We start from the raw sequence: 21,042 nt of genomic DNA on the forward strand, positions 1-21,042 counted from the left end.
AGGTAATTGAGGTGAAATAATGGCAGACAAAGACGAACAACAATTAATGATTGATGCATCTGTTCTATACTATTTGGAGGGAAAGACGCAAAATGAGGTGGCGAAAGCTCTTTTCCTATCTCGCCCCAAAATTTCGAGACTTTTAAAAAAAGCTCGGGATTTGCATATTGTTGATATTACCATTAATTACAATAATGAACAGATGGAAGAACTGCAAGGTGAAATACGAAGAACATTTAATGTGCCTAATGTTGTGATTGTCAAAACATTGTCTGATGAACAAGAAACCATTAATGAAGTTGGAAAAGCAGCGGCTAAAGAATTAGGGATGGTGTTACACGATGATATGACCTTAGGTATATCTTGGGGGAAACATGTACGTGTTTGCACATCTTATCTAAAAAAACATAGTTACTCAGGTATTCGTATAGTCGAGCTATTTGGTGCGATTAGTTATGACATGAACAAACTTGATATGTTAAGTATTGGACGAAGTATATCCAGTAAATTAGATGGTAAATTGTATCCATTGCCTTCACCGATATATATTCATGATGCTCATGCTAGAAAGGCAATTGTTGAAACACCATTAATTCGAGACACATTAGCTATGATTGAAGGGTGTGATCTAATCTTAAGTGGTATTGGAGCCGTTGATAGTGAAACATCAACATTTCAGACACTTTGGGATAATCATGTCGAGTCAAATATTAAAGAGCAAGTTATAAACCATGGTGGAATTGGATTTATTCTAGCCCATTTTTTTGATCAAAAGGGAGAATTCTTGGACATACCGGCAAATGATTCGGTCATAGGGATTCGAACTGATACTATTAAAGAAAAGAAAATCTTTGCTATTGCCGCTGGTGAGAAAAAAGCAAAAGCTATCTTTGCGGCACTCAGGGGGGGGCTTGTTCACACCATTGTATCGGATGAAGACACGCTGCGACTTGTGTTAAAGTATGGAAAAAAACTTAAAGAAATAGAAAAGGGAGGTTGCTAATTTGATACATGGAATTGGTGCGAGCGAAGGCATATGCATAGGCAAGATATTTAAGTACGATCATGTCGATGTGCAAGCAAAAACAAACACAGTGGAAGATTGTGGAGCAGAGATAGAACGGTTTAAGCAAGGCGTAAGCCAAAGCATTGTTGATTTAGAAGGAATCAAAGAGCATGCGCAAGAAAACATCAGCCCGGAGACAGCGGCGATTTTTGAAGCACATATAGAAATCCTAAAAGACCCGGAGTTTATCGGTCAAGTCAAAGAAGTGATAGAGACAGAAAAGATCAATGGAGAATATGGGCTAGAGAAGGTCAGCCAACAGTTTGTGGCAATGTTTGAAAGTATGGATAACGAATATCTGCGGGAACGTGCGGCAGATATAAAGGATGTATCCCGACGTGTGCTCATGCATATGAAAGGGCTAAAAAGTCATGACTTAAGCGAGATCAATTCAGAGGTCATCTTAGTGGCAAGAGATTTGACGCCATCAGACACAGCGCAGTTAAACCGCCGATGGGTCAAAGGATTTATAACGGATATAGGCGGGCGAACCAGCCATAGCGCCATTATGGCAAGAACCCTTGAGATTCCGGCAGTAGTAGGTACAATGACAGGATTTGAGAGCTTAAAGGATGGCGAGCAGGTCATTCTAGATGGGAACGAAGGCATCATCTATCAGAACCCGGAACAAGAGCGATTGGAAGAATATGCAGAGAAAATACAAGAGCTTGAACGGCAAAAGAAACTTCGAGAGACCTATATAGATAAAGCCAGCGTAACTGCCGATGGAGTGCATATCGAGATTGGAGCCAATATCGGAAGTCCAGAAGATATCGAAGGAGCATTGTCCCATGGAGCAGAGTGTATAGGACTATACCGAACAGAATTTTTATATATGGGCAAGAAAAACTTCCCTACAGAAGATGAACAATTCGAGGCGTATAAAAAAGTGCTGGAAGCCATGGAGAACAAACCGGTGGTAGTAAGAACACTCGATATCGGAGGAGACAAAGAGCTGGATTATATGACAATGGATAAGGAGTTGAATCCATTTTTAGGAAATCGTGCGATACGTCTGTGCCTGTCGAATGAGGAGTTGTTCTTGACCCAGTTAAAAGCATTATTGCGAGCGAGCGTCTATGGGAATCTGCATATCATGTTCCCGATGATAGCAACGTTAGAAGAGTTGCGCCAGGCAAAAAGATTGCTTGAAGTGGCCAAAGAAGAGCTACAACAAAACACAAAGTATAGTGAAGCCGAGTTTAAGTATAAGATTGGAATCATGGTAGAGATACCGTCAACAGCCATAATGGCGCCGGTATTTGCAAAAGAGGTGGACTTCTTTTCCATAGGGACCAATGACTTGATTCAGTATACATTTGCAGCAGACCGTATGAATGAGAACGTATCCTATCTATATCAACCGTTTAATCCGGCGATCTTGAATCTAGTACATATGGTAATAGAGGCGGCCCATAAAGAAGGTAAGTGGGTCGGCATGTGCGGAGAGATGGCAGGAGAACCCTTGGCCCTTGGATTACTGATTGGTTTGGGGTTAGATGAGTTTAGCATGAGTGCGCCAGGAATCTTAAGAGCGCGCCAGCAAGCCGCAAGGATTGATAGCCGCCAGGCAAGTAAGATAGCCAAGGAGGCATTAACATTAACCAGCCAAGAGGATGTCTTGGCACTTGTAAAAAATGTGCAATGGTCAATATAACTATATAAAATAAGCATTCACAATAATCCTGAGTCTTGTACTCAGGATTATTTTCGTTGACAAATCAAATAATAAAAGTTAGAATAAAACTGTTGAACATAAATGAGATGTATTATCAATACGAAAAGATAAAGGTATATTTTTTTAACGTTACAATGAGAATGACTACCGATATCAATAAAAAGAGGTGATATCGGGGACGGATTGTTAAAAATACTACTTTTTTTCTTTTACAACAATACAATAAACAGCAGAAAGGATTAAATATGAAACAACAAAAAATGCACACAAAAGATTTAATTACGACAGGAGTTTTTACAGCAATATACTTTGTCTTGTTCTTTGCTATGGGGATGCTTGGTTATATACCAATACTTTTTGTCTTGATACCGCTATTATTACCTATGGTTTCAGGGATTCCATTTATGCTTTTTTTAACAAAAGTCGACAAGTTTGGAATGGTTACGATTATGGGAACTATACTTGGAGGCTTAATGATGTTGACAGGGCATTCGTATACACCAATTGTTACAGGCGTTGTCTTTGGTGTGTTGGCAGACTTGATTTTTAAACTGGGAAATTATAAGAGCAAAAAACTTTCTGTAGTAGGTTATGGAGTATTTAGTATGTGGTTATTAGGCATGCTGTTACCTTTTTGGATTATGAAAGATGCATTTGAAAAAACGATGACAGATAGTATGGGCGCTGATTATACACAGGCAGTATTAGGTCTTTTTGAAAAGGCAGCATGGACTTTTCCGTTGATGGCATTTTGTGGCGGAGTTATTGGTGCAATCTTTGGTTTTAAAATGCTCAAAAAACATTTTGAAAAAGCAGGAATTGCCTAAGAGGATTAAAGGAGGAACGTTGTGGAAAAAAGCTATATGCAAGTAACACTTGATCAGGAGCAACAAAAGCTTGACCCACGCACAAAGATTATGATTTTACTCATTATTAACATGTCTGCATTTACAGTTAATGCATGGTATGTTATGGCGCTGGCTGCAGCAATACCCTTATCTTTATTATGGTTAACTAAGCAATATCGACAAACAATGTTGCTGACAATGGTATATGCGAGCTCACTTGTTTTATATATTTTATTGCTGGATACTGCTCATGGAAGTGTTAGTATAGTGATTGCAATGTTAACAAGTGTTATTAATCGTATGGGGCCAGGGCTTTTAATGGGATATTATCTGTTACGGACAACTACAGTGAGTGAATTTATTGCGGCAATGGAGAGATTAAAAATCCCAAAACAAGTGACCATTCCTTTGTCAGTAATGTTTAGGTTTTTTCCGACAATCAAGCAAGAGCATACATCAATCAATGATGCGATGAAAATGCGAGGGGTCAGCTTTGGAAGCTCAAAAGGTAATATATTAACATTAATGGAATATAGATTAATTCCTTTATTTATCTCTTGCGTAAAAATAGGGGAAGAACTTTCATGTTCTGCATTAACAAGAGGTCTGGGTGCAGAGACGAAAAGAACCAATGTATGTCATATTGGTTTTGCCTGGAGGGACTATCTGTATACACTTTTTGCACTGGTAACATTGGTATTGCTGATTTACTCAAAAGGAAGGTGAGCATGTGATTGAGTTAAAAAAAGTATCGTTTCAATATGATAACCACCAACAAAGCAATGGAATTATCGATATTGACTTAACCATTCAAAAAGGAGAAGTTGTATTGCTATGTGGCGAGTCAGGGTGCGGAAAAACGACATTGACCCGTTTAATTAATGGGTTGATTCCACACTACTATAATGGCACACTATTAGGTGAAGTGCGAATTGATGGTAAAGATATGTGTCAGATGGATTTGCATGAGATTTCCCAGCATGTGGGAAGTGTCTTTCAAAACCCACGTTCACAATTTTATTGTATGGATACTTGTTCAGAGATGGCTTTTGCGTGTGAAAATCAGGGGATGTCGGTAGAAGAAATAAAGACACGCATACAACGCACAGCGTCAGAGTTAAATATGGAAAAGTTGATGCAACGTAATATTTTCCATCTCTCAGGAGGTGAAAAACAAAAAATAGCATGTGGATGTGTACATACAGCGTCACCAAATATTATCGTGCTAGATGAGCCATCCTCTAATCTTGATACTGAAGGGACGCAAATCTTAAAAAATATTATTCGCCATTGGAAGGGGGAAGGTAAGACAATTATTATCGCTGAACACCGATTACATTACTTAAGCGACTTGGCAGATCGTATGATTTACATGCAATCAGGAAAGATAGAGAAAATCCTTTCGATGGAAGATGCGAAAAAAATAGAAGGACATGTGTTTAAAAAATTAGGATTGAGACCATTGAACCTTACAAAATTGTCCATGAAAGAGAAAATAAATGAAGATGTGGAAACGAAGATACAGCTGAAAAACTACGTCTATAGCTACAAGAAAGAAAAAGTAAAGGCATTAAATATTGATGCTCTAGATATTCCGAAAGGTAAAATTGTTGGAATTGTAGGGCATAATGGGGCAGGTAAATCCACGTTTGCTCGTTGTCTTTGTGGATTATCTAAGAAGTTTAAAGGAAAGATACAGATAGAAAGTCAAAGTTACAATCAAAAACAATGTGTAGGCAAAACATATATGGTTATGCAGGATGTCAATCATCAGCTTTTTACTGAAACGGTTCTAGACGAAGTTATGTTAAGTATGAAAGAAGATAATACTCACCGTGCACAGCAAATACTTAAAAGCTTGAATCTATTGGACTTACAGCAGCTACATCCCATGTCCCTTTCAGGCGGTCAAAAACAAAGAGTCGCCATAGCAGGGGCAATTGCTTCTGAAAAAGATATCATTATTTTTGATGAGCCTACAAGTGGCTTGGATTTAAAGCATATGATGCAGGTGTCTCAAAATATTAAGCAATTAAAAACCATGGGAAAAACAATGATTATCATTACCCATGATTTAGAATTTATTATGGAAACGTGTGATTATATCGCATACTTAAAAAATGGAGAAATTAAAGATTTTTATAAGTTGACGAAAGCAAAGCTATCTAAATTAATCGCTCATTTTAGTGTAAAAGAAGCTATAGGTACATAAGTACTTTTGTACTAAAGGTGGTTTCATCATAATGAATTTTCATAACACCATCGAATTTCTTGATGGAAGTTTGAATACTTTTTATCCCTAGCCCATGACTGCTTTTATCTTCTTTACGTGTTTGAATACCTTCAGAATTATTGTGAATAACACCGTCAAAAGAATTTTGTATTTCTATAATTAGCCGACCTTTGGTATAGTTTATTTTTATGTCAATCCAACGTTTAGGACTACGTACAGTGGCTTCTAGAGCGTTATCTAGAAGATTGCCTATGATGACAGCTATATCAAAGGTCGGCATCTCTAGTTTTGGAGGTAGTAATATATCTGTCGTAATAGCTATACCCTGAGCTTCAGACTGTTGGAGCTTAAAGTTTATAATACTATCAACAGTTGAATTTCCTGAGTTGGCGTACTCTTTGCTAATGTTACAGATGTCTGTCAGCTCGCTAAGACGTTCAAGAAGTTCATCCTTACGTCCGGCAACAGCTAAGGGGTAGAGCGGTGACACACGATTTTTAAGATCATGACGTAAAGTTCGCATCTTTTCTAGGGTGACTTTCATCATGTGGACTTGATATTCATAGTAACGGTTTTGCTCTTCTGCAATTCGTTTATTCATTTGTGAAACTAATAAGTCCGATATCTTGTCATACAGATAGAAGGTGAAGGTATTGATGAGTAATGCACTGACGATACTTAACAAAATTGTAGGTCGTGATAGAGAGGTATTCATAAAAATAGCAAAAAGCATTATGATTGTTCCTACCGGAATACATAATAAACTAAGCCAGTAGACGTTAGATATCGGATATTCATTACGTACGTTTTTAAAGCCTTGAACAGCAAAAACCAATGCCAAAGAAGCGATACGTATAACAATGATTCCAAAAGCAGATTCGTATTGAAAGGGAACGAGAAGATTAAGCTGTAATACACTCGTTAATACGACAAATATAGTTTCAATACTCATTAAGGAGAAGTAAATCATTAATACGGATAGCATGGACTTTTTAATTCGTCCTTCATACAAAAGGGTCAGTAAAAAAAGTAAAATAATATTGGCAACCATAACAATAATAGGTAACTTCAAAAAAACATGGGTAATCGTAATAAGAATAAAATAGCTAAAATATGCAGTAAGTTCAATAAAGACACTGACTTTGCGGGTAGTATAAAATATATGCATAAACTTAAAAATAACATAAGCCATAAAAAAATTGCCAAGTACATAGATGATATCATAGTTTTGCAATGCCATAGAAATCCTCCTTATAAGTCATGAAGCTGTCGGTTGCGAAATGAGCGACGCTTTGTTTTACCGATAGGTAATACTTCATCATTGGTCATTACAACTTCGGAATAACGCAAGACTTTTGCATGATTATAGTTAATAAGATACGAGCGATGAATTTGAAAAAATTGATAATCGCCCAATGTTTCAAAGACATCTTCAATCGTACTATAAAAAGCGTCTTTTGAGGTTGTGGTTACAATAATAATCTCTCGCTTGCGACTTTCAAAATAGAGAATCTCACTGATAGGGACATTATAGATTTCATGCCCTTTTTGATATTTAAAGTATTTTTCGGTAAGCTTCATACGATCAAGAGCAAGTTTAAGGTCATCAATAACGACGGATTCATCAATAGGCTTGGGGATAAAGTGCAATGGCTGCACATCAAATAGCTGACGGTCATATTCGTCATTTCCTGAGATGTATACGATTTCAGTTTTATAGTCTTTTAAAACTTGGCGAATCTGTTTACCCACTTCAACACCATTCATTTTTCCAAGTTCAATATCTAGATAGATAAGGTCAAACATGTTTTTTTGACGAAGGTACTCTATGAGACTCTCACCGTTATAAAAAACACTAATCTCCATTTTCAAATGCGTTGCACTTGAATAGCTGTTGAGTATATTTTCTATTTGAGAGCATATGAACGTATCGTCATCACAAATCGCAACATTAATCATATAAAAAATCTCCTAATCATTTAAAATATCTACAGATATTATAACCCATAATTACATTTTTTGCCATTCGTTACATCAAGAAGTACTGTTCGTTACATCAAGGCGTTTTTGCAATTTTTTTTTGTTATAATATGCAAAGCGCCACTGAAAGGAGGAATTCAGTATGAAACGAATTGTATTAAAATCAAGTGCGGTATTAGCAAGCTTGGCACTAATGTTTACGGCGTTCAATGTCAACACAGCGTGTATGTTATTTGTACATCAGCCAAAGTTGCCAGATAATGCTAAGAGATTACGCAGTTTTTAAGAGGGGTTCTAATATACTGAAATCTTTGCATCAAAGTAACAAAATGCAACAAAACATAATGAGTGGAGATATTTTAAATATATCGCATAAAATAGGATAACAGCATACTGTTATCCTATTTTCGTGTATGGACAAGCTGTCCAAGAACAACCATAAAACCGACACAAATGAGGGAAATACTTAGACAATATGTCAAGCTGTCCAACCCTAAAAACAAGAATATCCCGGTTAGCAAAAGCAAAAAGGATAAAATAATTCGAGAACGTTTTTTATAGACCTGCTTTTCTAATCCATCTAAAGGCTTATTAGCATCCTCAACAGGTGCAAGGATGAAGATGAAAAGGGAAGCGAGGCCAACAAGGGGTAAAAAAATCCAAGGGATCCATGGAACATACGATAAAAAACTAAGGACAACGATGATCATAGCAATAGAAAAAATATAGCAGTTTCGCTGTGTACGTGCATGATATCCGCCGGCAACAATTCGAAGCAAGCCATAAGCTGTGGTGAAGACAAGTGCTTGCCAGAGCATCCTAAACAAGAGACCGACAACGACAACGGATAAAAGGTTACCTATAAAAATAGTACCTTGCCAAAAGCCGTAAGTATATAGGTCCTTGTCTTCGCTTTTAATGATTTCCCATTCGATGAGTTTGTTGGTAAAGCGTTCGGCTAATTGATGCATCTTTATTTTTCCTCCCAGTTTATAATAGAATAATTATATCATAAATTTTAACACTTGACATTATTACTAATTAGTAATATAATAAGCCTATGAAAAAGAATAATAGCTATGGAGAACATAATGATTTAAATTTGAAAACCCTGATTGCATTATCCAGAAGTTTTCAATCCGTTCGCAAGCGTGAAGTCACAACGATTCGAAAGGGAGGCTTGACCATTGCCCAATTTGCAGTTCTTGAAATCCTCTATCACAAGGGGGCGTTAAGAATTGCAGAGATTATTGACGGAACGCTTTCAACCGGAGGCAACATGACAGTAGTTGTTGAAAACCTTAGAAAAGAAGGGTTTGTCACCCGAAAAAAAGACCCTGATGACGGAAGAGCTTGTTTGGTCGAGATTACGAAAAAAGGAGAGCAATACATTGAAGCCATTTTTCCAGAGCACGTCAAAAATATTAGTCAGATTTTTGATGCCTTATCGACACAAGAAAAGCAACAGCTGATTCAATTACTAAAAAAATTAAGTGATGGCGCAAATTAAGCGCCATTATTTCAAAATATATATTACTAACTAGTAACAAAAAACAACAAAAAAACAACACAAAATTAAGGAGTGTAATCTATGAAAAATGTAAAATTAGCAATTGTTTATTATACGATGAGTGGTTCAAATGATCAATTGGCACGATGGGCCAAAGAAGCTGGCATTGAAGCAGGGGCACAAGTGAGAATGGTTAAAGTTCCAGAACTTGCACCACAAGAAGTTATTGAGGCGAATCCAGCATGGAAAGCTACGGTGGAAGCGACCAAAGAGGTGCCGATTGCTTCTCTAGAAGACCTTGAGTGGGCAGACGCAATTATCTTTAGTACACCGACCCGCTTTGGTGTCATGGCAGCCCAGATGAAACAGTTTTTAGACACAACCGGCGGACTATGGGCCGAAGGGAAAACGGTTAATAAAGTTGTGAGCGCCATGTCATCTGCAATGAATCCACACGGCGGTCAAGAAGCAACAATATTATCGTTATATACAATGATGTATCATTGGGGAGCTATTGTTGTGGCACCGGGATATACAGATCCTGTTATCTATGGAGCCGGAGGCAACCCTTATGGAACATCGGTTTCAGTTAATCAAGATGGACAAATGGTTGAAGATGTTGAAGCGGCAGTGAAGCATCAGACAAGACGTACATTGGACATTGCATCCAAAATTGTCGGATAATTCTAGAATTATTACTCGTCCTTCCAAGGACACAGGCGTTTTTCAAGATAATCCACAAGTAAAAACAGAACAATGCCCATGGAACTGATAATAATAATACCTGCGAACATTCCACTATACTGCATTTTTAACCATTGATCCATGATAAAATATCCTATTCCATACTTGGTGGCGTAATTTTCAGCAAAAAACAGAACAGAAATAGCTGTTCCAATGCTAATACGCAATGTGGTAAATACATCAGGTAATATAGCAGGTAAGATTACATGACGATAGACATCCCTTTTATTAGCACCTAATGACTTAATGGATAGGTAGTAAAGAGGATGAATATGATGGACGCTATCGCGTACAGACAAAGTAATCTGAAAAAATAAAATAAGGTAGATCAAGATAACTTTTGACGTATTGCCTAATCCAAAAATCAGCATAATAATTGGTAAAAATGCTATTTTAGGAACTGGATAAAAGGCGTATACCAAAGGAGTAATCCAATGATCTGCCTTTTTATTTATTGCAATAATGATGCCTGTTAGGCCACCTAAAAAAACCGCAATGAGAATACTTGAAAAAACTCGGAGTAAACTGACACTAAGATGGGAGAGCAATAATTTAAAGTGGGACCCAATAAAGAGTAAGGTTTTAAGTGGAGACGGTATAAAAGGCCATGGAGACACAAAATATAAAAAACTCCAAAAAAGTAAAATAACAACTGAGCTATATAAAAAGGGATGGCGTCGAATGGGTGTCATCATGTCCTCCTTTTAAAAACTTTCGAATGTGCTTAATACGCTTAAAGTAGGCATCAGCTTCTCGCCAGTGTAAAGCTGTACATTCAGGGTTGTCAATTGTATGGGCAATAGTTCCATCCGGATGCATAATAAAAATGGTTTGCGCCAAAAAAACAGCCTCTTCAATGCTGTGAGTAACTAAAAAAAGAGAAAAATCCGATTGGCACAAGGTAGCTTTTAACTGATCTTGTAAATCTTCTCGGGTTAAAGCATCAAGTGACGAAAAAGGCTCATCCAAAAGAAGCAGGTCCGGCGCAAAAAGTCCGGCTCTTGCAATTGCAACGCGTTGTTTTTGACCGCCACTTAATGCTTTGGGGTAGTGATGAATATGTTCGCCTAAGCCAAGCTGCTTAAGAAGTGTTCGTGTCTTTGATTCGATATCGTGTTTGTTTTTTGGGGTAAGGCTATTTGGATTTAACTGTAATGGAAGAATGGTATTTTCAAAAACGGTTTTCCATGGAAATAGACCATATTCTTGTAATACAGTACTAATCTTTAAATCAGGCTTAAGATTTTTTTCGCCAATAGTTTGCGCCCCATTAGGTAATAAATTGGCAATAGCATATAAGAGGCTGGTTTTTCCACAACCTGAAGGACCGAGTAAGGCATAAGAGGTTCGAGGCATTAAGTCGAGACTTAGATTTGAAAAAACAGACGTCTGTGGATAGCTAAGACCATAATTTTTCAAAGACACTAGAGGTAATGGGTTGCTTGGGTTACTCATGATGCTCACCCCATGCGACATAACTTGGATGAGCAATATCGATTAAAGAGAGGATGCGTGCAACAGTTTGATCAATAACAGCGTCTAACGATTCGGGATGGGTATAAAAGGCCGGAACAGGTGGGAAAATAGTACAACCTGCTTGGCTAACTTTTAGCATATTTTCCAAATGAATGGAAGACAGTGGTGTCTCACGGGTAACCATCACGAGAGGACGACGTTCTTTGATACAGACATCTGCAACGCGAGTCAAGAGACTATCAGAGATGCCATAGGCAATCTTTCCTAATGTGCCCATTGAACAAGGGGCAATAATCATGGCATCGGTTTTAAAAGAACCGCTAGCAATTGAAGAAAAAAGATCATCATTGTCATGGTAGATTAAAGCATCGTTACGATAATGTGTTAAAAGTTGCTCTAATGGTTCAAGCTCATATTCAATCACTTTTTTGCCTTGAGAAGAAATGACAAGATGTACTTGATGATGAGCTTGGAGCAGAGCATCAAGGAGTTTGATCCCGTAGATGCTTCCACTGGCTCCGGTAATAGCTAAGATTATTCTTTTCATAAGTCCTCCTAGAAAAATATATCCATGGAAGCGCTAAATAGTAAGACCATAGATATGATTTGATTCAAATGATACGACACAAAGTTCATTTTTTTTCTGTTGTCAGAGTCAACAAAGGCATGTTCCATAATCAATAAAACACCGCTAACAACAACACCAACAAAGTAGATATAGGACAATGGAGTCATCAATATCAATGATAATAATGTTAGCCACATCAGAAGATGTAGACCTCGGGCAATCCATAAACTATTACGCAGACCAAAGCGTGCGGGGATAGAAAATAAGCCCGCCTTCGTGTCAAAGGCAATGTCTTGGGTTCCATAGATAATATCAAAGCCGGCAACCCACATCGTGACAACTGCGCCAAGGGCAATAGCCGGCAAATCCAACTGACCCTTAATCGCGATCCATGCACCAACAGGGGCGCCTGCACAGGTGATTCCAAGGATTATATGACATAACCAAGTAAAACGTTTGGTATAAGAGTACAATGTGAATAAAATCAGTGCAACAGGGGATAAATATAGACACAAAGGATTAATCTGTGCTGCTGCAACAACAAATAGTAGATAACATGCAAGGGTAATATAGAGAGCTTCTTGGCGTCGAACTTTTCCGGCAGGAATATGTCGTGATGCTGTTCGAGGATTTTTTTGATCAATCTCGGCATCCACATAACGGTTTAGTGCATTGGCTCCATTACGCCCGGCAAAAAGAGCCAGCATAATCCAAAAAAACACACGCAGTTCAGGAAAACCGTCAGCCGCTAAAAATAGTGCAATGAGGGCGAAGGGCAACGAAAAAAGTGTATGTGAGAACATCACCAATTCGCCATAATCATGAAGTTTTTTTCGTATTGTTTGAAGGATAGGTGCTTTTTTAGTCGATTCCATATAGATTCCATTTCTTTGTAACGCGTTGTTTAATAGGTTCAGACATTTCAATATCATCAGGCCACGGACGTTTGAGTCCATCGCTATCTCCTTTTTTGGTTGCATTGATGATTAGACAGATACTACCGTCTTCACATGTATGATAAGTAATGTCTCGGTTTGCATCAATATTATTAAAAACCTTCCAACTTACCGTGCTATAATCATCAAGCGCAATATTATCATCAACCAGGATACGGTAGCGGCAATTATAAGGCTCTGCGTAAGCTTTTGGGTCACTTATATGCAGCACTTGAATTAGCGAACTTAAGCTTTGGGTGGAGAGAGGTGCAGCCATGCTTTGCTCAAGTGGAAGTTTTTTTGTGGCATCGATACCTAGACGATACCCTTGAAAAGCTCGGTTGGATGCGTGATCTAAGGCGTCAAGCGGGCCTTCACTCACAACGTAGTGACTTCTTATATTGGCATGATATACCATGGCTTTGATAACCGCTTGATAATCATGAACATCGACAGTCTCGTCAACGATAATCAACATTTTGGTATACATCATCTGCCCAAGTCCCCATAGTGCATACATAGCTTTATTGGCGTGAAGAGGAAACGCTTTTTTTATGGAGATAATAGCGCAGTTATGGAACACACCTTCTAATGGAAAATCAATATCAACAATCTCAGGACATTGAATCTTCATGAGAGGAAGGAAAATACGCTCCGTTGCTTTGCCAAGATAGCAATCCTCCATCGGTGGCTTGCCAACAATGGTTGTAGGATAGATGGGGTGTTTTTTGCGTGTGATTTTTGTTAAATGAAATACGGGATACATATCAGCTAGGGAATAGTATCCCGTATGGTCGCCAAAGGGACCTTCAAGGCGTTCTTCTTCTAGGTCAACATAACCTTCTAAAATAAATTCTGCATGGGCAGGTACTTTAATGTCGCAAGTAGTCGCTTTGACTAATTCAATAGGACGTTTTTTTAGATAGCCTGCAAACAAAACTTCATCAATCATTTTAGGTAAAGGAGCTGTTGACGCATAAATCGTTGCAGGGTCACAGCCAAGTGCAACGCAAACAGGCATCCGTTTACCTGCCTTGCGATACTTTTCATAGATTTCCTTGCCATCTTTATGCAAGTGCCAATGCATGCCAGTTGTTTTTTTGTCATAGACTTGCATTCGATACATTCCCACATTTTGTTGACCGTTTTCCGGGTCTTTTGTAAAGACTAGGGGTAAGGTGATGTACTTACCACCATCCTGAGGCCAACACTTTATAATAGGAAGTTGTTCTAGATCCGGCTCTTCAATGACCTCCTGGCAAGGGGCTGATTTTACCGTTCTTGGAAAAATAAATGGGAGTGGCGCAAGCTTGGGAATGGCTTTAATCTTTCCGACGAGGGAAGCATAAGCACTCAAATTCATAAAATCTTCAATCTGTGATGCGATATCATTGAGATTATTAACACCCAAGCCCATCGACAAACGTTCATAGGTACCTAATGTATTGATGATTAATGGATAGTTTGATCCTTTAACATTAGTAAAAAGAAGAGCTTTACCATATGCTTTTGAGACTCTGTCGGCGATTTCGGTAATTTCTAAATCAGGATCCACAGGGGTATCAATGGTTACAAGCTGGTTGTTCTCCTTTAACGCATGGATAAATTGGGGTAAATCTTTATAGGTCATCGTAAAATCCTCCGTAAACATCGGTTTGGCTTTTTGCCATAATTGTAATCATTGTATCTGAAATCTAGAGCACTGTCAACGCGGCTAAAAGCATCGATTTGGTTTTCATGAGGGGTATGCAAAGTGTTAATAAAATGTTAATATTGCCCATTTGCGCAGAAAAAAATAGACGTGATAATCATCGCGTGGTATGATTAACAACGGTAAAAAATCAGGGGATGTATGGAGTTACATGAAATACGAAGTGAAAGGAAGGCAATATGGAAAAAGTGAAGTTCTCAATTGGCAAAAAAATTAGTTTGATTGTTATGCTGCTTATGGTACTTTTAATCACAGTAGTAACCCTGTTTTTTAGGTATACAACAGTCGAGCTTGCAACAGCTCTATCATTAAAAAATGCCCAGGATGTTGGGCAACAAACTGCCCTAGGCATTGACTATTATCTAAAAGGATATGAAAACATTGTCAAATCATTAGCATCGCAAGAGTCCATCCAAAATGGAAACCGCCAAGAGGTTGAAAAAATCTTAACAACATTTATGGCATCTGACAGTGATATAAAATATCTATATGTCGGGTACGAAAATGGAGATTTTATGTCAGGCAGTGGTGAAGATAATACAGGATATGATCCTAGAAAAATGCACTGGTATCAAGAAGGAAAAGAGACATTGCATTATTCGGATGAATACTTTGAAGATGGAGAGGAACTTATCACCATCACGTATCCGCTTTTAAATGCTCAAGGAAATTTTATTGGGGTGGTTGGAGTAGACCTAGATATGGATACATTTTCAAAAACGGTAGCTACAATTAAAGTCGGAAAAAAAGGATATCCCATTATCGTCGACGGTAACGGAATTATACTGGGACATTATGACAGTGAATCCCTTGGAAGTTCCATCGAACAGTCGCCATTAATGCAAGCCATGCTTAATGAACAAAAAGAGTTGGATTATCGTGTAGAAGAAGACGGACAGCAAGTCAATAAATATGCATCTTTTAGCCATCTAAATCAGGTTGAGTGGACCGTTATAACAACCTATTATTATGATGAAGTCGACAGTATTGTTACACAGATTATGACATTTGTTGCAACCGTTGCCTTCATTGTCTTTATCATTGCTCTCATCATTATTTTCTTATTTTCTAAAAAAATATCCAATAATATCGGAAAATTAATAAGTGTCATGGAAGGGGTTAGTAAAGGGGACTTAAGCCAACAAGCTACAGTATCTTCCAAAGATGAAATTGAAGTGTTAAGTTATCATTTTAATACCACAATTAAGGAGCTTTCTTCCTTGGTAAGTCGTATTATTAATGTCTCAGAAGAACTTAGTGGAACTTCACAGATGCTTGCATCAACCAGTGAAGAAGTAAGTGCATCGGCAGAGGAAGTATCAAAAACTGTGGAAGAGATTGCGCAAGGAGCCACAAGTCAAGCAGAAGATGCGGAAAATGGTGTTCAAATGATTCATCAACTGGCTCAAAAGATGGAAGAGCTTGGAGAAAATACTGTTCAAATGATTGATTCGGTTAACGAAAGTAATCAAGCTTATGAGGTTGGCGTCGTGTCGGTTGAAACATTAATTGAAAAAAACACCCAATCACGTGAATCGAGAGAATCCATCGAAAAAGTCATTACCTCGCTTAATCAGCACACATCAGACATTGATATGATATTAACAGCTATATCATCGATTGCAAGCCAGACAAATCTATTGGCGCTTAACGCATCTATTGAGGCCGCACGTGCAGGAGAACATGGCAAAGGATTTGCTGTGGTTGCAGATGAAATCAGAAAACTAGCAGAAGAATCTTCTAAATCCTCAGATGAAATTCGAGAGATTATGCAATTGATTCAAACCGATAGCAATACCTCAATTAAGACCATGGATATATTAAATGAAAATTCAAAAGATCAGGTGTTAGCAGTTGATTCTGTCGTTAGTTCTTTTAAGTCCATTAAAGAAGTCTATAACCAAGTGACAGAAAAAATCAATACGATGAGCCAATCAGTAACGACAATCATTGCGGATAAGGATGCCATGACGTCCAGTATTGAAAATATTTCTGCAGTATCGCAAGAAACAGCAGCAGCGTCTGAAGAAGTAACGGCAACAATGACGCAACAGTCAGAAGCTGTTGATTCAGTAGCGATATCAGCACAAAAATTAAATGGGATTGCAATAGAACTCCATGATGAAATTACAAAATTTAGTGTTTAGTGCACATGGTAGTCACTTCAAAAAAACATACATAGACGTAATAGCAGATCATGTGGTAAAATAATTTTTGGATGGTTCAGTGGATTGTCATAAGTATGGGGATTCACTGGACCAGAACTAAAATTGGAGGAAAATGAAGTGAAAAAAAGAAATGTAGTTCAAAAAATGATGATGTTGATGATGGTAGCGGTATTGCTTATGGGATGCAGCAGTGCAGAAAATAAGACCTTAAATATTGGAGTGATGTCGGATTTAGGGGCTGTACCCATTCTCATCGCGCAAGAAAAAGGCTTTTTTGAAGAAGAAAATATTGATGTGAATCTTGAAGTATTTCGAAGTGCAGTTGACCGGGATAGTGCTTTACAAACAGGAAACCTAGATGGGGCAATGGCGGATATGCTGACAATTTTCTTTTACCAAGAAGCTGGGTATGATATGAAAATGACCTCAAACACATATGGGAATTATAAACTTGTCTCTGCGCCGGGAGTGACAGCTGATACATTTATGGATATCGAAAGCAAGCAAATTGGACTCTCAAGTAATACAGTTATTGAATTTGCTACAACAGTCATTGCAGATGAGATGGGATTTTATGACAGTCTGGAAAAAGTGGCGATTCCACAAATGCCTGTTCGATTAGAGATGCTTAGCACGAATGAATTAAGTGGGGCTACCTTACCGGAACCATTAGCAACAAATGCGGTAATGGATGGGGGAACAGTCATCGGAGATACACAAAGCCAAGGATTATATCCGGCGATTATGATTTTCTCAGAAGCGGCTGTTACTGATAAGACAAAAGCCCTAGAAAAGTTCTACGTAGCATATAATAAAGCAATAGATTATTTGAATGCTACAGATAAAGCAGAATATTATGGATTGTTGGTTGAACATTTAGGTTTTTCACAAGCACTACAAGATACATTTGAGATTCCGGCATTTGAACATATTGCAGTGCCAGATGAATACACGTTTGATGTAACACAAACATGGATGAAAGAAGCAGGATTAATTGAAAATAGTTATAATTATGAACAAGTAAGTAACTTAAATCTATTACCCAATCGTTAAATTGGAGGCGCATATATGAATATATCAGGAACAAAAGTAGCCATTATTGGAACGGGCAATGTTGGAGCAACGACAGCATATAGTTTAACAGTTCAAGGTGTTTGTTCAGAGCTTGTACTTATTGATCGAAATCAAGAAAAAGCTATGGGGGAAGTTTTAGACTTGCAGCATAGTATAGAATATCTTAATCGTAATGTACGTGTAAGCACAGGAGATTATTCACAGTGCCAAGATGCACATATCGTTGTGATCACGGCGAGTGGAAGTATGGACGGCGTCCACTCGCGATTAGATCTATTAGACAAGAATATTCCGATTATGAAGGAAATTGTGGATCAAGTGATGGCAAGCGGATTTAATGGATACATTATTGTTGTATCTAATCCTGTAGATGTACTTAGCTATTATGTCTACAAAAGATCGGGATTATCAAAATCCCAGGTTATCGGAACGGGAACATCTATTGAGACGGCAAGATTAAAGCAAATCATTGGAGAACGCATGCGTGTTGATCCGCGAAGTGTGGATGCTTTTGCTATGGGTGAGCATGGAGACTCTCAAGTTGTTCCATGGTCCCATGTAAGGGTTGGAGGAAAAAGTTTTGACGATATACTTGAAGACAATAGTCATCGATTCCAAGAGGTCGATAAAGAAAAAATTGTTGAGATGACCCGTATGGCAGGCAGTGAAGTGCTTCGACGCAAAGGCAATACTGAATATGGAATTGCAAGTGCAACAACAGGAATTATAAAATCAATTCTGAGGGACGAAAATCAGATTATTACAGTGTCAACGCTTTTAGAAGGAGAATACGGAGAATATGACGTCTATTGTGGTGTGCCGGTGATTCTTGGTAAAGAAGGTGTTATAGAAATCGGAGAGTATCGGTTAACGGCAGATGAGAAGGAAAAGTTTCATGCGAGCTGTGAAATTATACGCGAGCATATTAATAAACTTTCTCTTGATAAAACAGATAAAAGATGATAAAGTATATATGGTCTAGGGAGTATAGCTCAGTTGGTTAGAGTGCTTGCTTGACATGCAAGAGGTCGCTGGTTCGAATCCAGTTACGCCCATAAAAAGCCTGTTTTGTACATGAATTTGTATAGAACAGGCTTTTTTACTTTGCTTTTTGTTTTAAGATGTTATAATACAAAGAGAGTATTTATAAAAATGTAGTATACAAGGAGTGACATAGATGAAAAAAGAGTTGGAAAAACGTTGTCAACAGTTTATCGAGAACAGAGATAAAATCAAAGAGGCTTTTGTGTGGAATGGAGGATTGATTCACCTTGCATGTGCCGCAATCTTTACTGCGAACAATAAAACTGCCGATATTCAGCTTCTTTTTTCAAGCAAGCAAATGTTAAAACAGCAAGTGGGTCCGTTTTCAAACTTTAGAAATACTGCACAGGCTGCCATCATATCTATGCTTGCCGTAAGCGATTATCCGGGAGAGTATTTAGAAGAAGGACTTGATGTATATGCAGCACTAAAAAAACGCTTTTGGAGTTCGACCCATCTTGCATTGGCTGCAATGGTTATCGCTCAATTGACAGATAAGACAGAATATATGGGTATTGTAGAACGTACCCGAAGTATTTATGACCTGATGAAGTCGGAGCATCCTTTTTTGACAGGCAGTGATGATAGTGCATATTGTGCGTTAATGGCCTTATCTGATAAATCAGATGATGCATTACTAGAGGATGCACAAATAATCTATACCACGTTAAAGGAACATTTTTTTTCGGCGAATGCAGTACAGTCGCTTAGTCATGTTCTTGCACTAGCAGAAGGTGAGATTGAAAAAAAGGTAGAGCGCACGATTGAATTATACAGACAGCTTAAGTTGAGAGGATATAAATATGGGACTTCATATGAATTGCCAACACTTGGTGTCTTAGCCTTAGGACAACAAAATATTACGGAATTAGTCGAAGCGATGATAGAGGTTGACACATGGTTGTCCAAGCAAAAAGGGTTTGGCTTTTTTAGTGGAGTCACCAATAAACAGCGCCTTATGTACGCAGGGATGCTAGTGGGGTATCAAGAGGATAACGATAAAATGTTGCAGACAGCAACGCTTAACAGCACAGTATCTATTATTATTGCACAGCAGGCGGCGATGATGGCGGCAATTGCTGCCGGTTCAGCATCTGCAGCTGCCTCAAATTGATTAAAAAGGAGACTATATACATGCAGAAGATTATTTTTTTTGATGTTGATGGAACATTAGTGGATTTTAACGGAGATATGCCGAAGTCTAACCTTCATGCTTTGGAACAGCTTAAGCGAAAAGGACATAAGATATATATATGCACAGGCAGAAGTCGTTTTAGTCTGACGCAAAAACTATTGGATGCGAATTTTGATGGAATTATTGGCGCATCGGGAGCCTATGTTGAATGTGAAGGTCAAGAGATATATCAACACATTATGAATCCAGATGATGTACATAATATCCTTGAGTTGGCCCAAAGAGAAGACTGGATCTATAGTTGCCAGACAAAAGACCAGATTTTGATGCCGGACAGATCCAAAGAGAGAATGTTGGATTATTTTAAAGAGCAAAAAGGCTTGACGGAAGAACAAATCAAAGAAAATCCGCTTTTTGTTAATTTCTTAAAGAAGGGAATTTCGTCAGAAATTGAAAAAAATATTGATAAGATTGAAAAGATTGTCTATAGAGAAAGTCCCTCTCCCATACATAAAGTCAAAGAAGTGCTGGGAGAAAATATCGAGGTGACAATGTTAAGCTTTGAAGGTGCAAATGAAGGAAGTGGTGAAATATCTACAGTAGGTATTCACAAAGCATTTGGCATCCAAAAAGTTCTTGATTATTATGGAATGGACCGATCCGAAAGTATTGCCTTCGGTGATGGACCCAATGATATTGAGATGATGCAATATGTTGGTCTAAGTGTTGCCATGGGTAATGCAACAGATGCAGTTAAAGAAGTTGCCGATATGGTGACAGACGCAGTGCATGAAGATGGGATTATCCATGCTTTAGAAAAATTAAAATTGATAGAATAATATGGTATAATATAAAAATATAGATATGTGTAC

General features: G+C 38.0%; 21 protein-coding genes and 1 tRNA gene. 14 read left to right on the forward strand and 8 right to left on the reverse strand.

Annotation, left to right across the window (positions count from 1 at the left end):
• Positions 1–19: 19 nt before the first annotated feature.
• From QBE53_04870 to QBE53_04890, 5 genes are all read left to right on the forward strand, one after another.
• Positions 20–1,003 carry a sugar-binding domain-containing protein gene (locus tag QBE53_04870; protein WZL82440.1) on the forward strand — a complete coding sequence of 328 codons (984 nt, stop codon included), beginning with the start codon at positions 20–22 and terminating at the stop codon, positions 1,001–1,003.
• Position 1,004: 1 nt separating this feature from the next.
• Positions 1,005–2,723 (forward strand): phosphoenolpyruvate--protein phosphotransferase, encoded by a 1,719-nt coding sequence (gene ptsP, locus QBE53_04875; GenBank protein WZL82441.1) that lies wholly within the window; start codon positions 1,005–1,007, stop codon positions 2,721–2,723.
• A gap of 266 nt (positions 2,724–2,989) precedes the next feature.
• Positions 2,990–3,571, forward strand: a complete 582-nt coding sequence (locus QBE53_04880; GenBank protein ID WZL82442.1) for an MptD family putative ECF transporter S component — start codon at positions 2,990–2,992, stop codon at positions 3,569–3,571.
• A 21-nt stretch (positions 3,572–3,592) separates the two neighbouring features.
• Complete coding sequence (locus QBE53_04885; protein WZL82443.1) at positions 3,593–4,318, forward strand: energy-coupling factor transporter transmembrane component T; 726 nt, start codon at positions 3,593–3,595, stop codon at positions 4,316–4,318.
• A gap of 4 nt (positions 4,319–4,322) precedes the next feature.
• The gene (locus QBE53_04890) at positions 4,323–5,804 is read left to right on the forward strand and encodes an energy-coupling factor ABC transporter ATP-binding protein (GenBank protein WZL82444.1); all 1,482 of its coding nucleotides are present in this window, start codon (positions 4,323–4,325) and stop codon (positions 5,802–5,804) included.
• Here the strand turns inward: QBE53_04890 and QBE53_04895 are convergent.
• Together QBE53_04895 and QBE53_04900 are read right to left on the reverse strand one after the other, a co-directional pair.
• Entirely contained in the window at positions 5,791–7,065 is a 1,275-nt protein-coding gene (locus tag QBE53_04895; protein WZL82445.1) for a GHKL domain-containing protein, read from the reverse strand. The two genes, QBE53_04890 and QBE53_04895, sit on opposite strands and share 14 nt — an antisense overlap.
• 11 nt (positions 7,066–7,076) lie before the next feature.
• Positions 7,077–7,784: a LytTR family DNA-binding domain-containing protein gene (locus tag QBE53_04900; protein WZL82446.1), complete on the reverse strand. Its 708-nt coding sequence runs from the start codon at positions 7,782–7,784 to the stop codon at positions 7,077–7,079.
• A 163-nt stretch (positions 7,785–7,947) separates the two neighbouring features.
• Here QBE53_04900 and QBE53_04905 point away from each other — a divergent pair, with 163 nt between their 5' ends.
• Positions 7,948–8,091: a cyclic lactone autoinducer peptide gene (locus tag QBE53_04905; GenBank protein ID WZL82447.1), complete on the forward strand. Its 144-nt coding sequence runs from the start codon at positions 7,948–7,950 to the stop codon at positions 8,089–8,091.
• Positions 8,092–8,206: 115 nt separating this feature from the next.
• Here the strand turns inward: QBE53_04905 and QBE53_04910 are convergent, their stop codons facing one another.
• Positions 8,207–8,776 carry an accessory gene regulator B family protein gene (locus QBE53_04910; protein WZL82448.1) on the reverse strand — a complete coding sequence of 190 codons (570 nt, stop codon included), beginning with the start codon at positions 8,774–8,776 and terminating at the stop codon, positions 8,207–8,209.
• A gap of 89 nt (positions 8,777–8,865) precedes the next feature.
• Between QBE53_04910 and QBE53_04915 the strand changes: the two genes are divergently transcribed.
• Positions 8,866–9,315: a MarR family transcriptional regulator gene (locus tag QBE53_04915; protein ID WZL82449.1), complete on the forward strand. Its 450-nt coding sequence runs from the start codon at positions 8,866–8,868 to the stop codon at positions 9,313–9,315.
• A gap of 81 nt (positions 9,316–9,396) precedes the next feature.
• Positions 9,397–9,999 carry an NAD(P)H:quinone oxidoreductase gene (gene wrbA / locus QBE53_04920; protein WZL82450.1) on the forward strand — a complete coding sequence of 201 codons (603 nt, stop codon included), beginning with the start codon at positions 9,397–9,399 and terminating at the stop codon, positions 9,997–9,999.
• A gap of 11 nt (positions 10,000–10,010) precedes the next feature.
• On the opposite strand, the gene QBE53_04925 is transcribed toward wrbA, so the two are convergent.
• The 5 genes from QBE53_04925 to QBE53_04945 are packed head-to-tail and all read right to left on the reverse strand — an operon-like array spanning position 10,011 to position 14,668.
• Complete coding sequence (locus QBE53_04925) at positions 10,011–10,754, reverse strand: ABC transporter permease (protein ID WZL82451.1); 744 nt, start codon at positions 10,752–10,754, stop codon at positions 10,011–10,013.
• On the reverse strand, positions 10,717–11,514 hold the full coding sequence (locus QBE53_04930; protein ID WZL82452.1) for an ABC transporter ATP-binding protein: 798 nt from the start codon (positions 11,512–11,514) through the stop codon (positions 10,717–10,719). Before QBE53_04930 ends, QBE53_04925 begins: the two co-directional genes overlap by 38 nt.
• Positions 11,507–12,082 carry a UbiX family flavin prenyltransferase gene (locus QBE53_04935; protein ID WZL82453.1) on the reverse strand — a complete coding sequence of 192 codons (576 nt, stop codon included), beginning with the start codon at positions 12,080–12,082 and terminating at the stop codon, positions 11,507–11,509. The genes QBE53_04930 and QBE53_04935 overlap by 8 nt, the downstream gene beginning before the upstream one ends.
• Positions 12,083–12,090: 8 nt before the next feature.
• A complete protein-coding gene (locus QBE53_04940) occupies positions 12,091–12,978 on the reverse strand; it encodes a UbiA-like polyprenyltransferase (protein WZL82454.1) in 888 nt (295 codons plus the stop codon).
• Positions 12,965–14,668 (reverse strand): menaquinone biosynthesis decarboxylase, encoded by a 1,704-nt coding sequence (locus QBE53_04945; GenBank protein ID WZL82455.1) that lies wholly within the window; start codon positions 14,666–14,668, stop codon positions 12,965–12,967. The genes QBE53_04940 and QBE53_04945 overlap by 14 nt, the downstream gene beginning before the upstream one ends.
• A 260-nt stretch (positions 14,669–14,928) precedes the next feature.
• On the opposite strand from QBE53_04945, the gene QBE53_04950 reads away from it, so the two are divergent.
• The 6 genes from QBE53_04950 to QBE53_04975 all read left to right on the forward strand — a co-directional run bounded on the left by QBE53_04950 (position 14,929) and on the right by QBE53_04975 (position 21,009).
• Positions 14,929–16,896 carry a methyl-accepting chemotaxis protein gene (locus tag QBE53_04950; protein WZL82456.1) on the forward strand — a complete coding sequence of 656 codons (1,968 nt, stop codon included), beginning with the start codon at positions 14,929–14,931 and terminating at the stop codon, positions 16,894–16,896.
• A 138-nt stretch (positions 16,897–17,034) separates the two neighbouring features.
• Positions 17,035–17,970, forward strand: coding sequence for an ABC transporter substrate-binding protein (locus tag QBE53_04955; protein WZL82457.1), 936 nt, complete (start codon positions 17,035–17,037; stop codon positions 17,968–17,970).
• Positions 17,971–17,985: 15 nt separating this feature from the next.
• A complete protein-coding gene (locus QBE53_04960; GenBank protein WZL82458.1) occupies positions 17,986–18,954 on the forward strand; it encodes an L-lactate dehydrogenase in 969 nt (322 codons plus the stop codon).
• Between the two features lie 18 nt (positions 18,955–18,972).
• Positions 18,973–19,046: transfer RNA gene (locus QBE53_04965), tRNA-Val, on the forward strand.
• A 122-nt stretch (positions 19,047–19,168) separates the two neighbouring features.
• A complete protein-coding gene (locus tag QBE53_04970; GenBank protein ID WZL82459.1) occupies positions 19,169–20,149 on the forward strand; it encodes a DUF4003 family protein in 981 nt (326 codons plus the stop codon).
• Positions 20,150–20,169: 20 nt separating this feature from the next.
• Complete coding sequence (locus QBE53_04975; GenBank protein ID WZL82460.1) at positions 20,170–21,009, forward strand: HAD family hydrolase; 840 nt, start codon at positions 20,170–20,172, stop codon at positions 21,007–21,009.
• Positions 21,010–21,042 lie beyond the last annotated feature (33 nt).

It is taken from the genome of Vallitaleaceae bacterium 9-2, from assembly GCA_038396585.1.
Classification (GTDB): Bacteria; Bacillota; Clostridia; order Lachnospirales; family Vallitaleaceae; genus UBA1351.

What these genes read in the sequence shown, in the direction of transcription:
- QBE53_04870 (WZL82440.1), top strand. Translation starts at nt 20, where the DNA reads ATGGCAGACAAAGACGAACAACAATTAATGATTGATGCATCTGTTCTA.
- QBE53_04880 (WZL82442.1), top strand. Translation starts at nt 2,990, where the DNA reads ATGAAACAACAAAAAATGCACACAAAAGATTTAATTACGACAGGAGTT.
- QBE53_04895 (WZL82445.1), bottom strand. Translation starts at nt 7,065, where the DNA reads ATGGCATTGCAAAACTATGATATCATCTATGTACTTGGCAATTTTTTT.
- QBE53_04900 (WZL82446.1), bottom strand. Translation starts at nt 7,784, where the DNA reads ATGATTAATGTTGCGATTTGTGATGACGATACGTTCATATGCTCTCAA.
- QBE53_04905 (WZL82447.1), top strand. Translation starts at nt 7,948, where the DNA reads ATGAAACGAATTGTATTAAAATCAAGTGCGGTATTAGCAAGCTTGGCA.
- QBE53_04910 (WZL82448.1), bottom strand. Translation starts at nt 8,776, where the DNA reads ATGCATCAATTAGCCGAACGCTTTACCAACAAACTCATCGAATGGGAA.
- QBE53_04915 (WZL82449.1), top strand. Translation starts at nt 8,866, where the DNA reads ATGAAAAAGAATAATAGCTATGGAGAACATAATGATTTAAATTTGAAA.
- wrbA (WZL82450.1), top strand. Translation starts at nt 9,397, where the DNA reads ATGAAAAATGTAAAATTAGCAATTGTTTATTATACGATGAGTGGTTCA.
- QBE53_04925 (WZL82451.1), bottom strand. Translation starts at nt 10,754, where the DNA reads ATGATGACACCCATTCGACGCCATCCCTTTTTATATAGCTCAGTTGTT.
- QBE53_04930 (WZL82452.1), bottom strand. Translation starts at nt 11,514, where the DNA reads ATGAGTAACCCAAGCAACCCATTACCTCTAGTGTCTTTGAAAAATTAT.
- QBE53_04935 (WZL82453.1), bottom strand. Translation starts at nt 12,082, where the DNA reads ATGAAAAGAATAATCTTAGCTATTACCGGAGCCAGTGGAAGCATCTAC.
- QBE53_04940 (WZL82454.1), bottom strand. Translation starts at nt 12,978, where the DNA reads ATGGAATCGACTAAAAAAGCACCTATCCTTCAAACAATACGAAAAAAA.
- QBE53_04945 (WZL82455.1), bottom strand. Translation starts at nt 14,668, where the DNA reads ATGACCTATAAAGATTTACCCCAATTTATCCATGCGTTAAAGGAGAAC.
- QBE53_04950 (WZL82456.1), top strand. Translation starts at nt 14,929, where the DNA reads ATGGAAAAAGTGAAGTTCTCAATTGGCAAAAAAATTAGTTTGATTGTT.
- QBE53_04960 (WZL82458.1), top strand. Translation starts at nt 17,986, where the DNA reads ATGAATATATCAGGAACAAAAGTAGCCATTATTGGAACGGGCAATGTT.
- QBE53_04970 (WZL82459.1), top strand. Translation starts at nt 19,169, where the DNA reads ATGAAAAAAGAGTTGGAAAAACGTTGTCAACAGTTTATCGAGAACAGA.
- QBE53_04975 (WZL82460.1), top strand. Translation starts at nt 20,170, where the DNA reads ATGCAGAAGATTATTTTTTTTGATGTTGATGGAACATTAGTGGATTTT.